Genomic DNA, 15472 nt, shown 5'->3' with positions numbered 1-15472 from the left:
TATCGGTAAATGGGCGAACCGCTTTCTATTGACAGGCAAGGCCTCCGGCCTTCACCCGAACGACGCCTTCCATTCTGCACGAGCACTCCCGTCATACTTCTTTAAAGGGGCGACTCGCTTTCTATTAAAAGGCCTCCGGCCTTCACCCGAACGACGCCTTCTATCCTTCACCGAACGGGCGCTTCCATCTTACCTCTTCATTCTTAACGGAATAACAGCCGTCTGTACCAAAACGAAACCATTAAAAACCGCTCGCATTTATCTTTAATACATCCGAAACTTAACTGCTGAAGCTATGGTCGCGAGGTGTTTGATTGGGGGGATGATCGGCCTGTTTGTGGTGCAAAGTGCCAATGGTCAATCGACAGCTACGGCAGGAAATGGATTAAGGGGAGACTATTTCGATGGTACGAACTTCGAACGAAAAGTGTTCACCCGGATGGATCCGCAGATCGATTTTGATTGGGAGGGCCGCCGACCGGGGCCGGGGCTTGGGCGCTCGTATTACTCCGTTCGATGGACCGGGAAATTGTATGCACCCACGACCGGCGTTTATAAATTTACGGCTACGGTAGACGATGGAATCCGCCTTTGGGTGGGGGGCAAGAAGGTGATCGACGTGTGGCGATTAAATGATAATCAGACCTTTAAAGGCGATGTTTATCTGAAAGCGGGTCAGTACTACGACTTGCGGGTCGATTTTTTCAATGATCCGCTGGGAGGAAGCATCAGTTTGTTTTGGATACCACCCAACCAAACCGCACCCAGCCCCGTTACCGGTAACTATCTGTTCAGGCCCGACTTTCAGCCGCCAAAACCCGCTGCGCCGAAGGTCGTGCCTAAACCGGTGGCGGTAAAACCCAACGTTCAACCCGCAGTGGCCCGTAAACCGCCGGTTGTACGAGCGACTCCGAAAGATACGGTCACCCGCGTTCCGGTTAAAACGCCGGAGCGTTTTGAAGGCTTGAAAACGGGGGATAAACTGGTGCTGAATCAGGTGTTCTTTGCGCAAAGCGAATACCGTCTCTTGCCGGAATCGTACGCAGAACTGGATAAACTGGTGCGGGCGATGACGAAGAACCCAACCCTCCGAATTGAAATTAGCGGCCATACGGATAATGTGGGTGATCCGCGCCTGAATCTGGCATTGTCCGAAAACCGGGCCAAAGTCATTACGACGTACCTGATTAGGAACGGCGTTGCCGACGGGCGAATTGCAACCAAAGGTTACGGCGGAACCCAGCCCATCGCCGACAATACGACGGAAGAGGGCCGGGCGAAAAACCGCCGGGTCGAGTTCAGTGTGAAATAATCCCTTGTCCGCAAATGGCCGGAAAACCGTCCGTTTGCGGACATTTTATTTTATTTGCTTTCCAGTAAGAAATTGATTGTGAATGTCTTACTGATTCTGGTATGCCATTTGGGAGTAAGCACAGATACGTCTTTCTATTCTGCTGAAACCGATGCTAACGAGCTACCTTAAAATTGCCTGGCGGAGCCTGCTGAAAAACAAGCTCTTTTCTTTTATCAACATTTTTGGCCTGGCTCTCGGTATGTCGTGCAGCCTGATGATTGGTCTTTGGGTGAATGACGAGTTGAGCTACGACCGGTTTTTACCCCATCTCGATACCATTTTCTTCGTACGGACCAATAGCACCAATCAGGGTATCATTTATACCAATACCGTCACACCGGGCCCGCTGGCTGAGGTTTTGAAACGCGATGTGCCGGAAGTACGCTACGCGGCCAAAGTGCAGTTTCCGGAAGAAAAACTCCTGAAAGTGGGCGAGAAATCGGTGAAGCAACAGGGGTTTTATGCAACGAAAGACTTTTTTCTGCTTTTCGATTATCCCGCCGTTGTCGGGAGTCCACTGGTGGCGCACTCGAAGCTGGATCAGATTATTATTACGCGGAGGGTGGCAGAGAAGTTTTTCGGCACGACTCAGGTGCTCGGAAAACGCCTGCAATTTGACAATAAAACGTATTATACCGTTGGCGCGGTTATTGAAGATTTGCCCGGCAACTCGACTTTTCAGTTCGACTGGATCATCAATTACGACGTGCAGGAGGAGGATTGGAAAAAAAAATGGGGCAACAGCTCGTTTATGACCTTCGTCCGGCTGGACCCAAAGGCCGATCCGGCCAAAGCGGAAGCCGGAATGAAGGGGATTTACCGACGCAATACCGACTGGAAGGAAGTGCCTGTGCCAACGCTTCAGCCCATGAAGGATGTGCATTTATACGCTAAATATGAGAACGGAAAGGCCGTTGGGGGCAAGATCGAATATGTGCGGATTTTTGCATTGGTAGCCCTCTTTATTCTGCTCATTGCCTGCGTCAATTTCATGAACCTGGCCACGGCCCGCTCGGCCATGCGGGCGAAGGAAGTGGGCGTTCGGAAGGTGGTCGGCGCGTTGCGGTCTTCGCTGATCGGGCAGTTCATGAGCGAGTCGGTACTGACGAGCCTGTTGGCGGTTTTTCTGGCCCTGAGCATCGTGAGCGTAGTTTTGCCGACCTTCAATGCCGTTTTCTCCAAACACCTCACGCTGAATCTGGCAGACCCGACGCTGTGGCTGGGCATTCTGATTCTAGTATTGATCACCGGTTTTGTGTCGGGCAGTTATCCGGCTTTGTTCCTGTCGTCGCTGCAACCCATCCGCATTCTGAAAGGCACCCTGAAGTTTGGTTCCGGAGCGGTTTTGTTTCGCCGGACGCTGGTTATTTTTCAATTTACGTTATCGATTTTTCTGATCATCGGTATGCTGGCCGTGGCGCATCAGATGGACTATATCCGCACTAAAAATCTGGGTCTCGACCGCGAAAATGTCCTCTTCGTACCGCTGGAAGGGGATACCTATGCGAAAATGGAGGCCTTTCGGCAGGAACTGATTCGCACACCGTCGATTGCTTCGGCCTCGGTAACGATGAGCTTACCCGTCAATATTGAGTCTACCTCCGGCGATTTGACCTGGCCGGGTCAAAAACCGGATCAGAATTCGAATGCAGCGACCATGTCGGTGGGCTATGATTTTATCAAGACCATGAATATTCAGCTCGTGGAGGGCCGGGATTTTTCGAGTGCCCGCAAGGCCGATTCGGCGTCGTACATCATCAACGAAGCGGCCGCTAAAATGATGGGCATGAAGAATCCGGTGGGCCAGCAGGTCGGCTTCTGGATGGGCAAAGGCCCAATCATCGGACTGATGAAAGATTTCCACCTGCAATCGTTGCACAGTCCGATTACGCCCCTGATTTTAACCCTGATTCCGGGCAATACGAGCTATCTGCTGGTACGGACGGAGAAGGGAAAAACCACCGAAGCCATCGACGAACTGGAACGGGTTACGCGGAAATTTAATCCGAGTTATCCGTTTGAGTATCATTTTCTGGACGATGCCTACGAGAAACTGTACCGCGGTGAACAGCAGGTCAATACACTCATCAATTACTTTGGAACACTCGCCATCCTGATTTCCTGTCTGGGACTGTTTGCGCTGGCGGCTTTCACGGCGGAGCAGCGGATGAAAGAAATTGGCGTTCGGAAAGTGTTGGGTGCGTCGGTATCCAGCATTGTCTCACTGGTTTCAAAAGACTTCCTGAAACTGGTTCTGGTCGCGCTGCTGCTGGCCTCTCCGCTGGCGTGGTGGGCGATTTCACAATGGCTGGACACGTTTCAATACCGGGTCGACCTGTCGTGGTGGCTGTTTGCGGTGGCCGGGGTGCTGGCGGTTTTCATCGCCTTCCTCACCGTGAGCTATCAGTCGATCAAAGCCGCCCGCATGAATCCGGTAACCTCACTTCGTTCGGAATGAAGAGTTAAGGGTGCGTCAGCCAACTCTTCACTCATAACTCTTCATTCCGAACGCATAATTCAAACAACAATGCTAGAAAGTTACTTCACCACCGCCCTCCGCGCTTTCCGGCGCAACTGGAATTATTCCGTCATCAACGTCGTCGGCCTGGCGCTCAGTCTGGCGTGCTGTATGTTATTGTTTATCGTGGTTCGGTATGAACGGAGTTTCGACCGGCACCATGCCAACGCCGACCGGACCTACCGGCTGGTGACTCACTATACGGCACCGCAAGACGGTTTTAATGTGGGAATGCCGCTGCCGTTTTTGGCTGCGATGCGAAACGATTTTTCGGATCTGAAACACCAACTAACGCTTATTCATGACGTTCGTAACCCGTTGGTGGCAACCGAAGACGGGCGGGCGAAGGGAACGGTGCGCCGGTTTCAGGAAACGGGCGGGGTGGCTGCTTTTGTCGAGCCGGAGTATTTCGGGTTGTTCGACTACCAGTGGATCAGCGGGAATCCGGCCACGGCACTCAACCGCCCGGGTACGGTGGTATTGACGGAAGAACTGGCCCGCAAGTATTTTGGAGACACCGATCCGATGGGGCGCACGCTGAAAATCGATAATAAGCTGACCGTTCTGGTGTCGGGCGTGGTGCAAAACCCGCCGGTCACGAGCAGCATCCCGTTCAAAATGCTCATCTCGTTTGCTTCGCTGAAAGAATACGGGGCCAACACCAATTGGGATGACTGGGTCTCTTCCTACACGGGCGCACAACTGTATCTGACATTGCCGGAAACCACGCCAGCGGCCCAAATGGAACAGAAGCTGGTGCCTTTTCTTCGTAAATATGTCAGTGCGGAAGATGCTAAAAACCAGCGATTTGAACTGCAACCGCTGACGGAAATTCACTACAGCACCGAAATGAGTAACTACAGTGGCCGAACCATCAGCCGATCCATGATCTGGGCGATGGCGCTGATCGGGCTTTTTCTGCTGGTAACCGCCTGTGTCAACTTCGTCAATCTGGCCACGGCGCAGGCCATCCGGCGGTCGAAAGAAGTGGGTGTGCGGAAGGTTTTGGGCAGTTCGCGGATGCAGTTGGTGCGGCAGTTTCTGGGCGAAACCGGTTTCCTGACGGGTCTGGCCGTTCTGCTGGCCTTGCTGATTGCCAATTTCTCGCTGGCATCAGTGGCTGATTTACTCAACATTAAACTCCAAACAACGCTCTTCAGTGATCCGCTGGTACTGGGCTTCCTGCTGTTGCTGGCGGTCTTTACCACGGTTTTGGCGGGTTTCTATCCGGCCCTGGTTTTGTCGGGTTATCAGCCGGTTCTGGCCCTGAAAGGCAAGATTCGGGGTTCGGGCAGCGGGCAGTTGACACTTCGCCGGACGCTGATTGTGCTCCAGTTCACGATTTCGCAAACGCTCATCATCGGTACCGTGATCGTTTACAACCAGATGGATTATTTCCGGAATGCCGATCTGGGTTTTCAGAAAGACGCCATCGTGATGATTCCGATTCCGGAGAAAAAACCGGGAAAAATGGAATCGTTGCGGGCTAAACTGACGGGCTTGCCGGGCATCAGCTCAATGAGCTTCGGGATTTCATCGCCTTCGGCCCGGGGCAACTGGTGGACCGGTTTTCGCTATGAAAACCGCGAAAAAGATGAGGAGTACGGCGTCGTCATGCGCCCTTCCGACACGTCCTACGTCCGGACGTATGGGCTGAAACTGATGGCCGGGCGGATCAACCTGCCCGCCGACACGATGCGGGAAGTGCTGGTCAACGAACGGTTTATGACGAAGCTGGGCATGAAGAATCCCAACGAGATTCTGGGCAAAACGGTTCTGCTGAACGGTCGTCGGCTGCCCATCGTCGGCGTAATTAAGAACTTCAACACGTTTTCGCTGCATCAGGAAACCGAGCCGTGTATTCTAACTACGCATCGGGATGCCTATTCAAGTCTGGGTATCAAAGTGTCGGGTAATTCGGCGCAGGTAAGCAAAACGCTGGCGGAAGTGGAAGCGGCCTGGGCGGCTACTTTTCCGGATTTTCTGTTTAAATACGATTACCTGGACAAAACCATCGCCGATTTTTACGCGGCTGAGGAACGCTTGTATGCCTTGTTCCGGTTGCTGGCCGGTATCGCCATTTTTATCGGCTGTCTGGGTTTATACGGCGTTGTGGCTTTCATGGCGGAGTCGCGGACGAAGGAGGTTGGCATTCGGAAAGCGTTGGGCGCATCGACTTCGCACATTTTTGGGCTGTTCTCGTTCCAGTTCCTGAAACTGGTGCTGATCGCCCTGCTGATTGCCGCGCCCATTGCCTGGTATTTCACAAACCAGTGGCTTCAGGATTTTGCGTATAAAATTGACATCGAGTGGTGGATGTTTGCGTTGGCGGGTGTGATGGCAACTGCGATTGCGCTGGTGACGGTCAGTTTCCAGAGCATCCGGGCGGCTTTGATGAATCCGGTAAAAAGCCTGCGGGCGGAATGAAAATGAAAGGAATAAAGAATAATGAATATTGAATAACGAATATCGAAATGGGCGTCCGCAGAGCTACTTCGAAGTTCGCTATTCAATATTCGTTATTATAAAAAGCTATTCAAATCGAGTTGCAGGATTTCGGAGAAGGAAGAATTTTCGGTCAAGCCACCGTCGCCTTTGCGGTAGCGGAACCATTGGCCGGTTCGGTAATCGTAAATGAATCCTTCGCGGATACCGTAAAAACCCTGATCGATTAACTGAAAAACTTTATGCAGATCACCTTGCAGTCCGTTGGTATGACATACTTCGATAATGATTGGCGTTTGAGCCGTTTCATTGTCGCGTAGTAAAAGATCCGGTATGAGGCTGGCTTTGCCTTCATCGAGCATCGTTTCGGGGAGGGGTTCCAGATGGATGGTTTTTTCGCGGTGAAAAAGCACGCCCAGCCCCATCATCAGCTTGGCAATAACGCGTTGGTGATCGACAGGCGCCCAAACACCCTGATCTTCATGAACGCTGGATAGAGGATTGGTGGATGGAAAATACATACTATTACGGTTTTAAGGGATCACGATGGGAAAGTCATAAAAAGCTATTCAGGTCAAGTTGCAGGATTTCGGAGAAGGAGGAGGGTTCGGTTAGTCCGCCATCGCCTTTGCGATACCGGAACCACTGATCGGTTTTGTAATTGTAAACAAAGCCTTCAAGGACGCCATAATCATCTTCGTCGATTAATCGAATCGTTTTGGCAAGGTCATGTTTTAAACCACTAGTATGACAGATTTCAATAATGATGCGGGTTTGATCGGCTTCATTATCAAATAAAATAACATCCGGTGTTGGACTGCTGTAGGTAAAATCCAACATCATTTCGGGCAAGGGTTCTAACGGAATACTGTGGTTGCCGTGGTACAAATTTCCCAAGCCTATAGTCAATTTTGCAATGATACGTTGGTGAATGACCGGCGCATTGACGCCCATCTCATCTTCATTGACAAAAAACTTGCTGGCGCGTGGTGGAGGGATATACATGGCTATTCAGAGAAGTTAGACTGATTTGATTAAACAAACATACCGAAAAAGCACATGCTTCGCAATTACCTCAAAACCACCTGGCGCAGCCTGATTCGCAACCGGAATTACGCCCTTATCAACCTCACCGGGCTGACCCTGGGACTGGGCGTTGCCATCGTGTTGTTCTGGATTGTGCGGTTTGAATACAGCTTCGATGCATACCACAAAAAAGCCGACCGGCTATACCGGCTCATTGCGGTCGATAAGTACGGCGAAAAGGGCACTTCCGTTCCGCACGGCGTCATCAAGGCGCTCAACGAGCAGATTCCGGGGGTCGAAAATGCGGCCAATGCCTATGGCTACAGTTCCAACGGATTGCGGGTCGGGCAACAGCTTTTTAACGTCAAACACCTCTTTTTTGCGCCACCCCGGTTTCTGGAAATGATCGATGTGGAGTGGGTGAAAGGCTCTCCGCAGCAGTCGCTTAGCCAGCCGTATCAGGTGGTGCTGGACGAACCGACGGCCCGGCGGTTTTTCAACGAAAGCGACCCGATGGGCAAAATTATCCGGTTCAATAATCAGACGGATCTGGTGGTGTCGGGCATCATTCGCAAAGCGCCGGTCAACTCGGAATTTCAGTTTCAGGTGCTGGCTTCCCGCGAGACGCTGAAACGCATTGCGCACGAGTATACCAACGAAGAATACTGGGGCGGGGGCGATTCGATGCACCACGGCTACGTTGTTCTGAAACCGGGTGTTTCGCCTTCTGCCATCGAAGCCGCCCTCAAAAAAGTGGCTATCCAGCACCAGAAATACTCCGCCCTGACCGGATTCGAGCTTCTGCCGATTAGGGAGGTACATCGCAATACGGAAACCGACCCCGACCCGTTCAATTACGTCATTCCGCAGTGGATGCTCAACACGCTGGGGGCTATCGGTCTGTTTCTGGTGATCATCGCCTGCATCAACTTTGTCAATCTGGCCACGGTTCAGGCAGTTCAGCGGAGCCGCGAGATTGCCGTTCGGAAAGTGCTGGGCAGCAGCCGGAAACAGTTGATGGCGCAGTTTTTCGGAGAAACCGCTTTTCTGGTTTTTGCCGCCATCGGCCTGGGCGGTTTGCTGGCCACGCAGTTGATTCAGTACGCCGACCAGTTGCTCAACACGCAGGTCGCACTGTCGAACGTTTGGGACGCCGGAGCTATTGCATTTCTGCTGGGCTTGGGGGTTGCCGTAACGCTGCTGGCGGGCTTCTATCCGGCCTTGGTGTTGTCCGGTTTTCAGCCGGTGAAGGTGTTGCGGGGGCGGTTTTATGTCGCCAATCCCAAAGGGATTTCGTTGCGCTCGTCGCTGGTTGTAACGCAATTTGTGATTGCGCAGGTGCTGGTCATTTGCACGTTGATCGGCAGCAAACAAATCCGGTATTTCTACGAAACTGATCTGGGTTTCGATAAAAAAGCGATTGTGACGGTTACCATGCCGGAGCGAAGCAACGGGGTTTTGCGGGAACGGTTTCGGCAGCAGTTGCTGGAACATCCGGAAATAAAGGATGTGGCGTTTGCCCTGACCACACCCTCGAGCAACCGCAACTGGTGGTGGCGCACGATTCATCACCGGAATCTGCCCAACGGAGCAGGCGAGTTTCGGATGCAATACGTCGATACGAATTACTTCCACTTCTTCAAAATTCCACTGCTTGCCGGTCGGTCGTGGACCCGCGTCGATACGAACACGGTCGCGATGATCAACGAAAAAGCCGCCCGGGATTTGGGATATACGAATCCTGAAAAAGCGATTGGCGAACGGATTAATCTGGATGGAAACCAGCCGTTTACGGTGATGGGTGTCGTCAAAGATTATCATTCGCAAAGCCTGCGGTCGTCTATTGTTCCCCACGTTTTCCTGTATGCCGACTGGAATTTCCAGGAAGCCAGCATTCGGATCGATCCAAAGCAGCAGACCAAAGCGTTGCAATACATTGAGCAGCACTGGAAAGCGGTTTTTCCGAACTATTATTTTGAAGCCAAATTCCTCGATCAGGACATCCGGGCGTTCTACGACGACGAACGCAAACTGACCAACTTCCTGACGCTCTTTGCCGCCGTCGGCATTCTGATCGGCTGTCTGGGTTTGTTTGGTCTGGTCTCGTTCGTCGTAACGCAGCGCACCAAGGAAATCGGAATTCGGAAGGTGCTGGGCGCCACCGTCGCGAGCATCGTCTCGCTGTTGTCGAAAGACTTTCTGAAGCTGGTTCTGGTCGCTTTTGTGATTGCTGCGCCCATTGGCTGGTACGCCATGAGCCGGTTTTTGCAGGAATACCAATACAAAATCGACCTTTCCTGGTGGGTGTTTGCGCTGGCCGGCGGTCTGGCCGGACTGATTGCCCTGCTGACGGTTTCGGTTCAGTCGGTGAAAGCCGCGTTGACGAACCCGGTTACGTCACTTCGTTCGGAATGAAAAAAGAGAGTTAAGAGTGATGAGTTGGCTGACGCACGCTTTTAACTCATCACTCTTAACTCATCACTCTTAACTAAAAAAATTATGCTACAAAACTATCTCAAAATCGCCTGGCGGAATTTGTGGAAAAACAAGGTTTTTTCAGCCATCAACATCATCGGACTGGCCATCGGAATGGCAGCCTGTATTCTGATTATGCTGTTCGTATCGTACGAAACGAGTTTTGACGGGATTCATAAAAAGAACATTTACCGGCTCGATGAAGTGCAGAAATTCCCGGGCATGGTGGCCCCGCAAAATGTGGCGTTATCGATGTTTCCGATGGGACCAACATTGACCAAGGAATATCCGGAAATCCGCAGTTTCGTCCGGGTTCGGCCCAATAAGGAGGTGCGGCTGACGTATGGCGATAAAAAGATCGTGATGCCCCAAATGCTGTGGGCGGATTCGTCCTTTTTGCAACTCTTCGATTATAAACTGCTCCAGGGTGACGCGAAAAGTATTCTGAAGAGTCCGAATAGTGTGGTGCTGACGGAAGAAAGCGCGGTTAAATTCTTTGGTAATGCGAATCCAATCGGGAAAACGCTCGTGCGGTATGATTCGGATACGATCAGTTTTAAAGTGACCGGTATTCTTGAAAATGCCCCCAAAAACTCGCACTTGCAGTTCGACGGTTTATTCTCGTTTAATTCGTTTGTCAAAGCCGACGCCATGAATAACTGGGGCGGAAACTGGCTGGTGACGTATCTGGAACTAGCCAAAAATGCCGACGTTGCGGCTCTGGAGAAAAAATTCCCGGCTTTCCTCAAACGGCACATGAGTGGCGAGGGCTGGAAACACTACGAACTGTTTCTCCAGCCGCTGAATGAGGTACATGATAATTCGATGGCGATCACGCATGATTACCTCAATTTTCAAAAATTCGACAAGAATTATACGTACATTTTTCTGGTCATCGCGGTGATCGTTCTACTGATTGCCTGCATCAATTTCATGAATCTGTCGACGGCCAAATCATCGGGTCGGGCGAAGGAAGTCGGAATTCGGAAATCGGTGGGGGCGGAGCGAACGCAACTGGCGGCTCAGTTTATCGGCGAATCCATTCTGCTGTCGTTTATCGCTTTGGTTTTTGCGGTTGTGCTGGTGAAACTCTGTCTGCCCTTCGTCACCGAACTCAGTCAGCGGGAATTGGAATTAGCCCTGTTTAGTAACCCATCGGTTTTGATTTTATTCATCGCCTTTGCCATTTTAATCGGCGTCATTTCCGGTAGTTATCCTGCCTTTTTCCTTTCGTCGTATCAGCCCACAAAAGTCTTGAAAGGCAGTCTGGAAATTGGCAAAAACAAAGGGTCGTTCCGAAATATGCTGGTGATCGGCCAGTTTACGGGGGCGGTTTTTCTGATCATTGCCACGGCTTTTGTGGTAAAGCAACTGCGGTTTATGCAGGAGCGGGATCCCGGTTTTTCCCGTGATCAGGTGATGGTCATTCCGCTGAATTCCACGACAGAGCCGAAATACGATGCGCTTAAACAGGAACTCCTGTCCAATTCGCTGATCACGGCGGTGACGGGTTCGCAACAACGGCTGGGGAATAACCTGCACCAAACCGGGGTTAAGTTTCACGGCGACGGGCCGGTTCGTGAATTGGCGACCTCGCAGGTGATTGTCGATCCGGATTACCTGACGCTGTATAAAATTCCGATTCTTTTCGGTCGTAACTTTCTGAAGGACAGCAAAACCGACAACGCCCGGGCGTATATCATCAACGAAACGCTGGCGAAAGAGCTGCTGAAGGAACAACCAAAAGCCACGATGCAATCGCTGATCGGCCGGAATTTCGGTTTCGGCGGGATGGATTCGCTGGGCCGGATTGTCGGGATTTCGAAAGATTTCAATTTCAACTCGCTTCACCACAAAATTGAAACGCTCTGCATTTTCAACCAGAAGGATTGGGGATACAACGAAATGTCGGTTCGGATCAGCGGTAAAAACGCCCCGGAAGCCATTGCCTACGCCAAATCCGTCTGGGCCAAACTCGCACCCGATCAGCCGTTCGATTACTCCTTCCTGGACGAGCATTTCGCCGAACTCTACCGCGCCGATGGTCAGGTGAGCGAAATCGTCGGCATTCTGGCGTCGCTGGCCATCATCATTTCCTGTCTCGGCCTGTTCGGGCTGGCGTCGTTTTCGGCCGAACGGCGCGTCAAGGAGATCGGCATTCGCAAGGTGCTGGGCGCTTCGGTGGCGGGGATCATTGCGCTGCTTTCCCGGGATTTCCTGAAGCTGGTGCTCATCGCCATCCTGATTGCGTCGCCCATCGCCTGGTATGCGATTCATCGGTGGTTGCAAGACTTTGCCTATCGGATCGACATCTCCTGGTGGGTGTTTGTGCTGGCTGGGGCGCTGGCGGTTTTGATCGCCCTGCTGACGGTTTCGTTCCAGTCGGTGAAAGCGGCTTTGACGAATCCGGTGAAGAGTTTGAAGAGTGAGTGAAACACGGACGCTTTGGGGAAATTACGCCTGACGGGTCTTGGCGGGTGTTGACAGGGTGGGTTTGAAAACCGGATCAGGGCCGTACACACCCGGAATTCGTTTGAAAAGCGTGCTCTTCATGCTTTTGGGTTCTGAAACAATGCGCGCTCCCGTCCAGGTGGATGCAATAATCAAACCGGCGGCAATCAGGATAATATCCTTGATGATGTACTGGGCGGCCAGGGTAGGCGCATGGAGGGGGCCTGGGAAAAGCTCCGCCGGATAAAGAACCAGGGGGGACATGGCCCCCAGCATCTGGGCGCCCATCAGCCAGACCCCAACGCGCAGGAACCGACCTGTAATGAAACACACGCCAATGATGCATTCGAGCGTGGCAACCAGATCCATGGCACCGTGTCCACGGAGCTGACCCAGGGTGAGAACGGTCGTGGTTTTGGTCGCTAGAACTTCGATTGGGCTAATTCCGGGAAAAAATTTCAGGAAGCCAAAACCGAGAAAAACCAGCCCCATGCTGACCCGCAGGATGGGAATGCTGTAGGTGACCAGCCAGCGGTTCATGCTGGTATCCAGATGATCGAAACGGTCGAAAAGATTGGCTAAGATTTTCATAACGTTGAGTAGTCAGGGTTATTTCCATTCATACTAACGATCCGTCCTGTACTCTGGATTGCCGGGCGCGCTGGAGGTCCTGTAAGAATTTGATAGTCAGAGAATATAGTTAATGACGCATGCAACGTCGATCCTGAAAAAGCATCTTTTGATCATGTGTTATCAATCCATCCATCCCTGTGTATGTTTCGCAACTACCTCAAAATCGCCTGGCGTAATCTTAAACGCAACAAAACGTTCTCGCTGATCAACATCCTCGGTCTGGCGCTCGGCATGGCCTGCAGTCTGGTTATTCTGCTGTGGGTGCAGGACGAACGCGCAATGGACCGGTTTCATGCGAACGACGACCGGATTTATCGGGTCATGGAAAACCAGGCCTGGGCGGGTCAGGACGTCAGTACAACGCCCTCGACACCCGGTATTCTGGCCGAAAACCTGAAAAAGGATTTCCCGGAAGTCGAGAAAGCCGCCATGATGACGTGGGAACAAAACATTCTGCTGACGGTCGGCAACACGTTCGGCAAAGAAAAGGGACGGTTTGCCAGTGGCGATTTTCTGACCATTTTCTCGTTCCCGCTGAAACAGGGAGACGCGCGAACCGCCCTGGCGCGTCCGGACGGTATTGTGATCTCCGAAAAGCTGGCGCAGAAATACTTCCCCCATCAGGATGCGCTCGGGAAAGTGATCCGGGTGGACAATACCGACGACATGATGGTGACGGGCGTGATGGCGGAAGTGCCGGAAAACAGCTCGCTGAAATTCGATTACCTGATTTCGTGGGAACGGTTTGTGAAATACAACGCCTGGGTGAAAGAATGGGGTAACAATGGCCCCCGGGCGTTCGTGTTGCTGAGTGCAAAGGCCGATCCAGATAAAGTATCGGCCAAGATCAAGGATTACATCAAGCAAAAGACCAACAAGCAAACCAACAACATCGAGTTGTTTCTGCAAAAAAGCAGCGAGGCTTATCTGCATTCCAATTTCAAAAACGGGCAGCTTGACGGCGGTCGGATCGAATACGTGCGGTTGTTTATCATCGTAGCGGTTTTTATTCTGGTCATTGCCTGCATCAACTTCATGAACCTGGCCACGGCGCGTTCGGTCAAACGGGCGAAGGAAGTGGGTGTTCGGAAAGTGGTGGGCGCCGAGCGGGGGTCTTTGATGGGGCAGTTCGTGGGCGAATCGCTGCTCATCTCGTTTCTGTCGCTGTTCGTAGCGGTTTTGGTGGTGGCGCTGACGCTGCCCATTTTTAATGAGCTGACGGAAAAACACCTGACGTTTCAGTTTGCCGATCCGTTTTTCTGGCTGGTTTTGCTGGGTCTGACGCTCATAACCGGGTTGGTTTCGGGCAGTTACCCAGCCTTGTTCCTGTCGTCACTGAAACCGGTTGTGGTCCTGAAAGGCGTGCTGAAATTCAAACCGAGTGCGACCATCTTCCGCAAGGGGCTGGTGGTTTTCCAGTTTTCGCTGTCGATCATTCTCATCGTCGGGATGATCATCATTTACCGGCAGATTCAGTATATCCAAACCAAAAACCTGGGGTTCGACAAGGGCAATCTGGTGTATATGCCGCTGGAAGGTGATCTGAAAAAGAACTACCAGACGTTCCGCAGCGAATTGCTGACCCAGCCGGGCATCCAGGCGGTTTCAGCTTCGTGGGCCGACCCGCTGGAGGTCGGCAGTTCGACCATCGGCGTTGGCTGGCGGGGCAAAGACACCACGCAGCGGATTTTGTTCAACCAGACCGCCGTGCATTACGACTACCTCAAGGCAATGGGTGTCCGGCTGAAAGAGGGGCGCGAATTCTCACCGGATTACGGCACCGATACCACCAACTACCTCATCAACGAAGCGTCGGCCCGAAAGATTGGCTACAAAAATCCGGTGGGGCAGGAGCTGACGTTCTGGGGTCGAAAGGGCATCATTGTGGGCGTGGTGAAAGACTACCACATCAACTCGTTGCACGTGGCCATCGAACCGCTCATTCTGCACATGCAGCGGAATGAATTCGACGGGGTTGTGCTGGTGCGCACCGAAGGCGGCCGCACCAAAGAGGCCCTTGCCAATCTGGAAAGGACTTTCCGGAAGTTCAATCCGCGCTATCCGTTCGAATACAAATTCACGGATCAGGAGTTTGGCAATAACTACAAGAGCGAAAACATCATCAGCAAACTGTCGAACTACTTTGCGTTTCTGGCCATTTTCATCTCTTGTCTCGGACTGTTTGGATTGGCGGCTTTCACGGCGGAGCAGCGTACGAAAGAAATCGGCATCCGGAAAGTGCTGGGGGCCAGCATTGTCAATATCGTGCTGATGCTTTCCAAAGATTTTCTGCTGCTGGTTTTGCTGTCGTCGGTGGTGGCACTTCCGGTGGCCTGGTGGGCGATGAATAGCTGGCTGGAAAAATACGCCAACCGCATCGAAATCGAGTGGTGGATGTTTGTAGTCGCCGTGCTGGCTTCACTCGCCATCGCCCTCTTTACCATCAGTTTCCAAAGCATCAAAGCGGCTTTGATGAATCCGGTGAAGAGCCTTAAGACCGAATGATGCATTATGACGGGGCCGCCCGCGCGGTTATGAACGATGAATTGTGTCAGCCCATTCATCGTTCA

At 52.2% G+C, this 15472-nt stretch carries 9 protein-coding genes; 6 read left to right on the top strand and 3 right to left on the bottom strand.

What is annotated here, in order from left to right; all coding sequences use genetic code 11:
* Positions 1–295: 295 nt before the first annotated feature.
* From F0P93_RS21275 to F0P93_RS21265, 3 genes are all read left to right on the top strand, one after another.
* Positions 296–1312, top strand: a complete 1017-nt coding sequence (locus F0P93_RS21275) for an OmpA family protein (RefSeq protein ID WP_225309582.1) — start codon at positions 296–298, stop codon at positions 1310–1312.
* A 151-nt stretch (positions 1313–1463) separates the two neighbouring features.
* On the top strand, positions 1464–3812 hold the full coding sequence (locus F0P93_RS21270; RefSeq protein WP_150879668.1) for an ABC transporter permease: 2349 nt from the start codon (positions 1464–1466) through the stop codon (positions 3810–3812).
* A 69-nt stretch (positions 3813–3881) separates the two neighbouring features.
* On the top strand, positions 3882–6299 hold the full coding sequence (locus tag F0P93_RS21265; protein ID WP_150879666.1) for an ABC transporter permease: 2418 nt from the start codon (positions 3882–3884) through the stop codon (positions 6297–6299).
* A 95-nt stretch (positions 6300–6394) separates the two neighbouring features.
* On the opposite strand, the gene F0P93_RS21260 is transcribed toward F0P93_RS21265, so the two are convergent.
* Positions 6395–6838, bottom strand: a complete 444-nt coding sequence (locus F0P93_RS21260) for a hypothetical protein (protein ID WP_150879664.1) — start codon at positions 6836–6838, stop codon at positions 6395–6397.
* 34 nt (positions 6839–6872) lie between these two features.
* Complete coding sequence (locus F0P93_RS21255; RefSeq protein WP_114409862.1) at positions 6873–7322, bottom strand: hypothetical protein; 450 nt, start codon at positions 7320–7322, stop codon at positions 6873–6875.
* A 54-nt stretch (positions 7323–7376) separates the two neighbouring features.
* Between F0P93_RS21255 and F0P93_RS21250 the strand changes: the two genes are divergently transcribed.
* Positions 7377–9758 (top strand): ABC transporter permease, encoded by a 2382-nt coding sequence (locus F0P93_RS21250; RefSeq protein WP_150879662.1) that lies wholly within the window; start codon positions 7377–7379, stop codon positions 9756–9758.
* 84 nt (positions 9759–9842) lie between these two features.
* A complete protein-coding gene (locus tag F0P93_RS21245) occupies positions 9843–12251 on the top strand; it encodes an ABC transporter permease (protein WP_150879660.1) in 2409 nt (802 codons plus the stop codon).
* A gap of 21 nt (positions 12252–12272) precedes the next feature.
* Here F0P93_RS21245 and F0P93_RS21240 read toward each other — a convergent pair whose 3' ends face one another.
* Positions 12273–12860, bottom strand: coding sequence for a DoxX family protein (locus F0P93_RS21240; protein WP_191908882.1), 588 nt, complete (start codon positions 12858–12860; stop codon positions 12273–12275).
* A 183-nt stretch (positions 12861–13043) separates the two neighbouring features.
* Here F0P93_RS21240 and F0P93_RS21235 point away from each other — a divergent pair, with 183 nt between their 5' ends.
* Positions 13044–15407, top strand: coding sequence for an ABC transporter permease (locus F0P93_RS21235; protein ID WP_150879658.1), 2364 nt, complete (start codon positions 13044–13046; stop codon positions 15405–15407).
* Positions 15408–15472 lie beyond the last annotated feature (65 nt).

Origin of the sequence: Larkinella humicola (assembly GCF_008727875.1) — a bacterium.
GTDB classification, from domain to species: Bacteria; Bacteroidota; Bacteroidia; order Cytophagales; family Spirosomataceae; genus Larkinella; species Larkinella humicola.
Note: the sequence above shows the minus strand (reverse complement) of the source record. Positions and strands in the feature narration are given on the sequence as shown.

Coding starts and splice junctions, on each gene's coding strand:
- F0P93_RS21250 (WP_150879662.1), top strand. CDS start 7,377: ATGCTTCGCAATTACCTCAAAACCACCTGGCGCAGCCTGATTCGCAAC.
- F0P93_RS21270 (WP_150879668.1), top strand. CDS start 1,464: ATGCTAACGAGCTACCTTAAAATTGCCTGGCGGAGCCTGCTGAAAAAC.
- F0P93_RS21235 (WP_150879658.1), top strand. CDS start 13,044: ATGTTTCGCAACTACCTCAAAATCGCCTGGCGTAATCTTAAACGCAAC.
- F0P93_RS21275 (WP_225309582.1), top strand. CDS start 296: ATGGTCGCGAGGTGTTTGATTGGGGGGATGATCGGCCTGTTTGTGGTG.
- F0P93_RS21240 (WP_191908882.1), bottom strand. CDS start 12,860: ATGAAAATCTTAGCCAATCTTTTCGACCGTTTCGATCATCTGGATACC.
- F0P93_RS21255 (WP_114409862.1), bottom strand. CDS start 7,322: ATGTATATCCCTCCACCACGCGCCAGCAAGTTTTTTGTCAATGAAGAT.
- F0P93_RS21260 (WP_150879664.1), bottom strand. CDS start 6,838: ATGTATTTTCCATCCACCAATCCTCTATCCAGCGTTCATGAAGATCAG.
- F0P93_RS21245 (WP_150879660.1), top strand. CDS start 9,843: ATGCTACAAAACTATCTCAAAATCGCCTGGCGGAATTTGTGGAAAAAC.
- F0P93_RS21265 (WP_150879666.1), top strand. CDS start 3,882: ATGCTAGAAAGTTACTTCACCACCGCCCTCCGCGCTTTCCGGCGCAAC.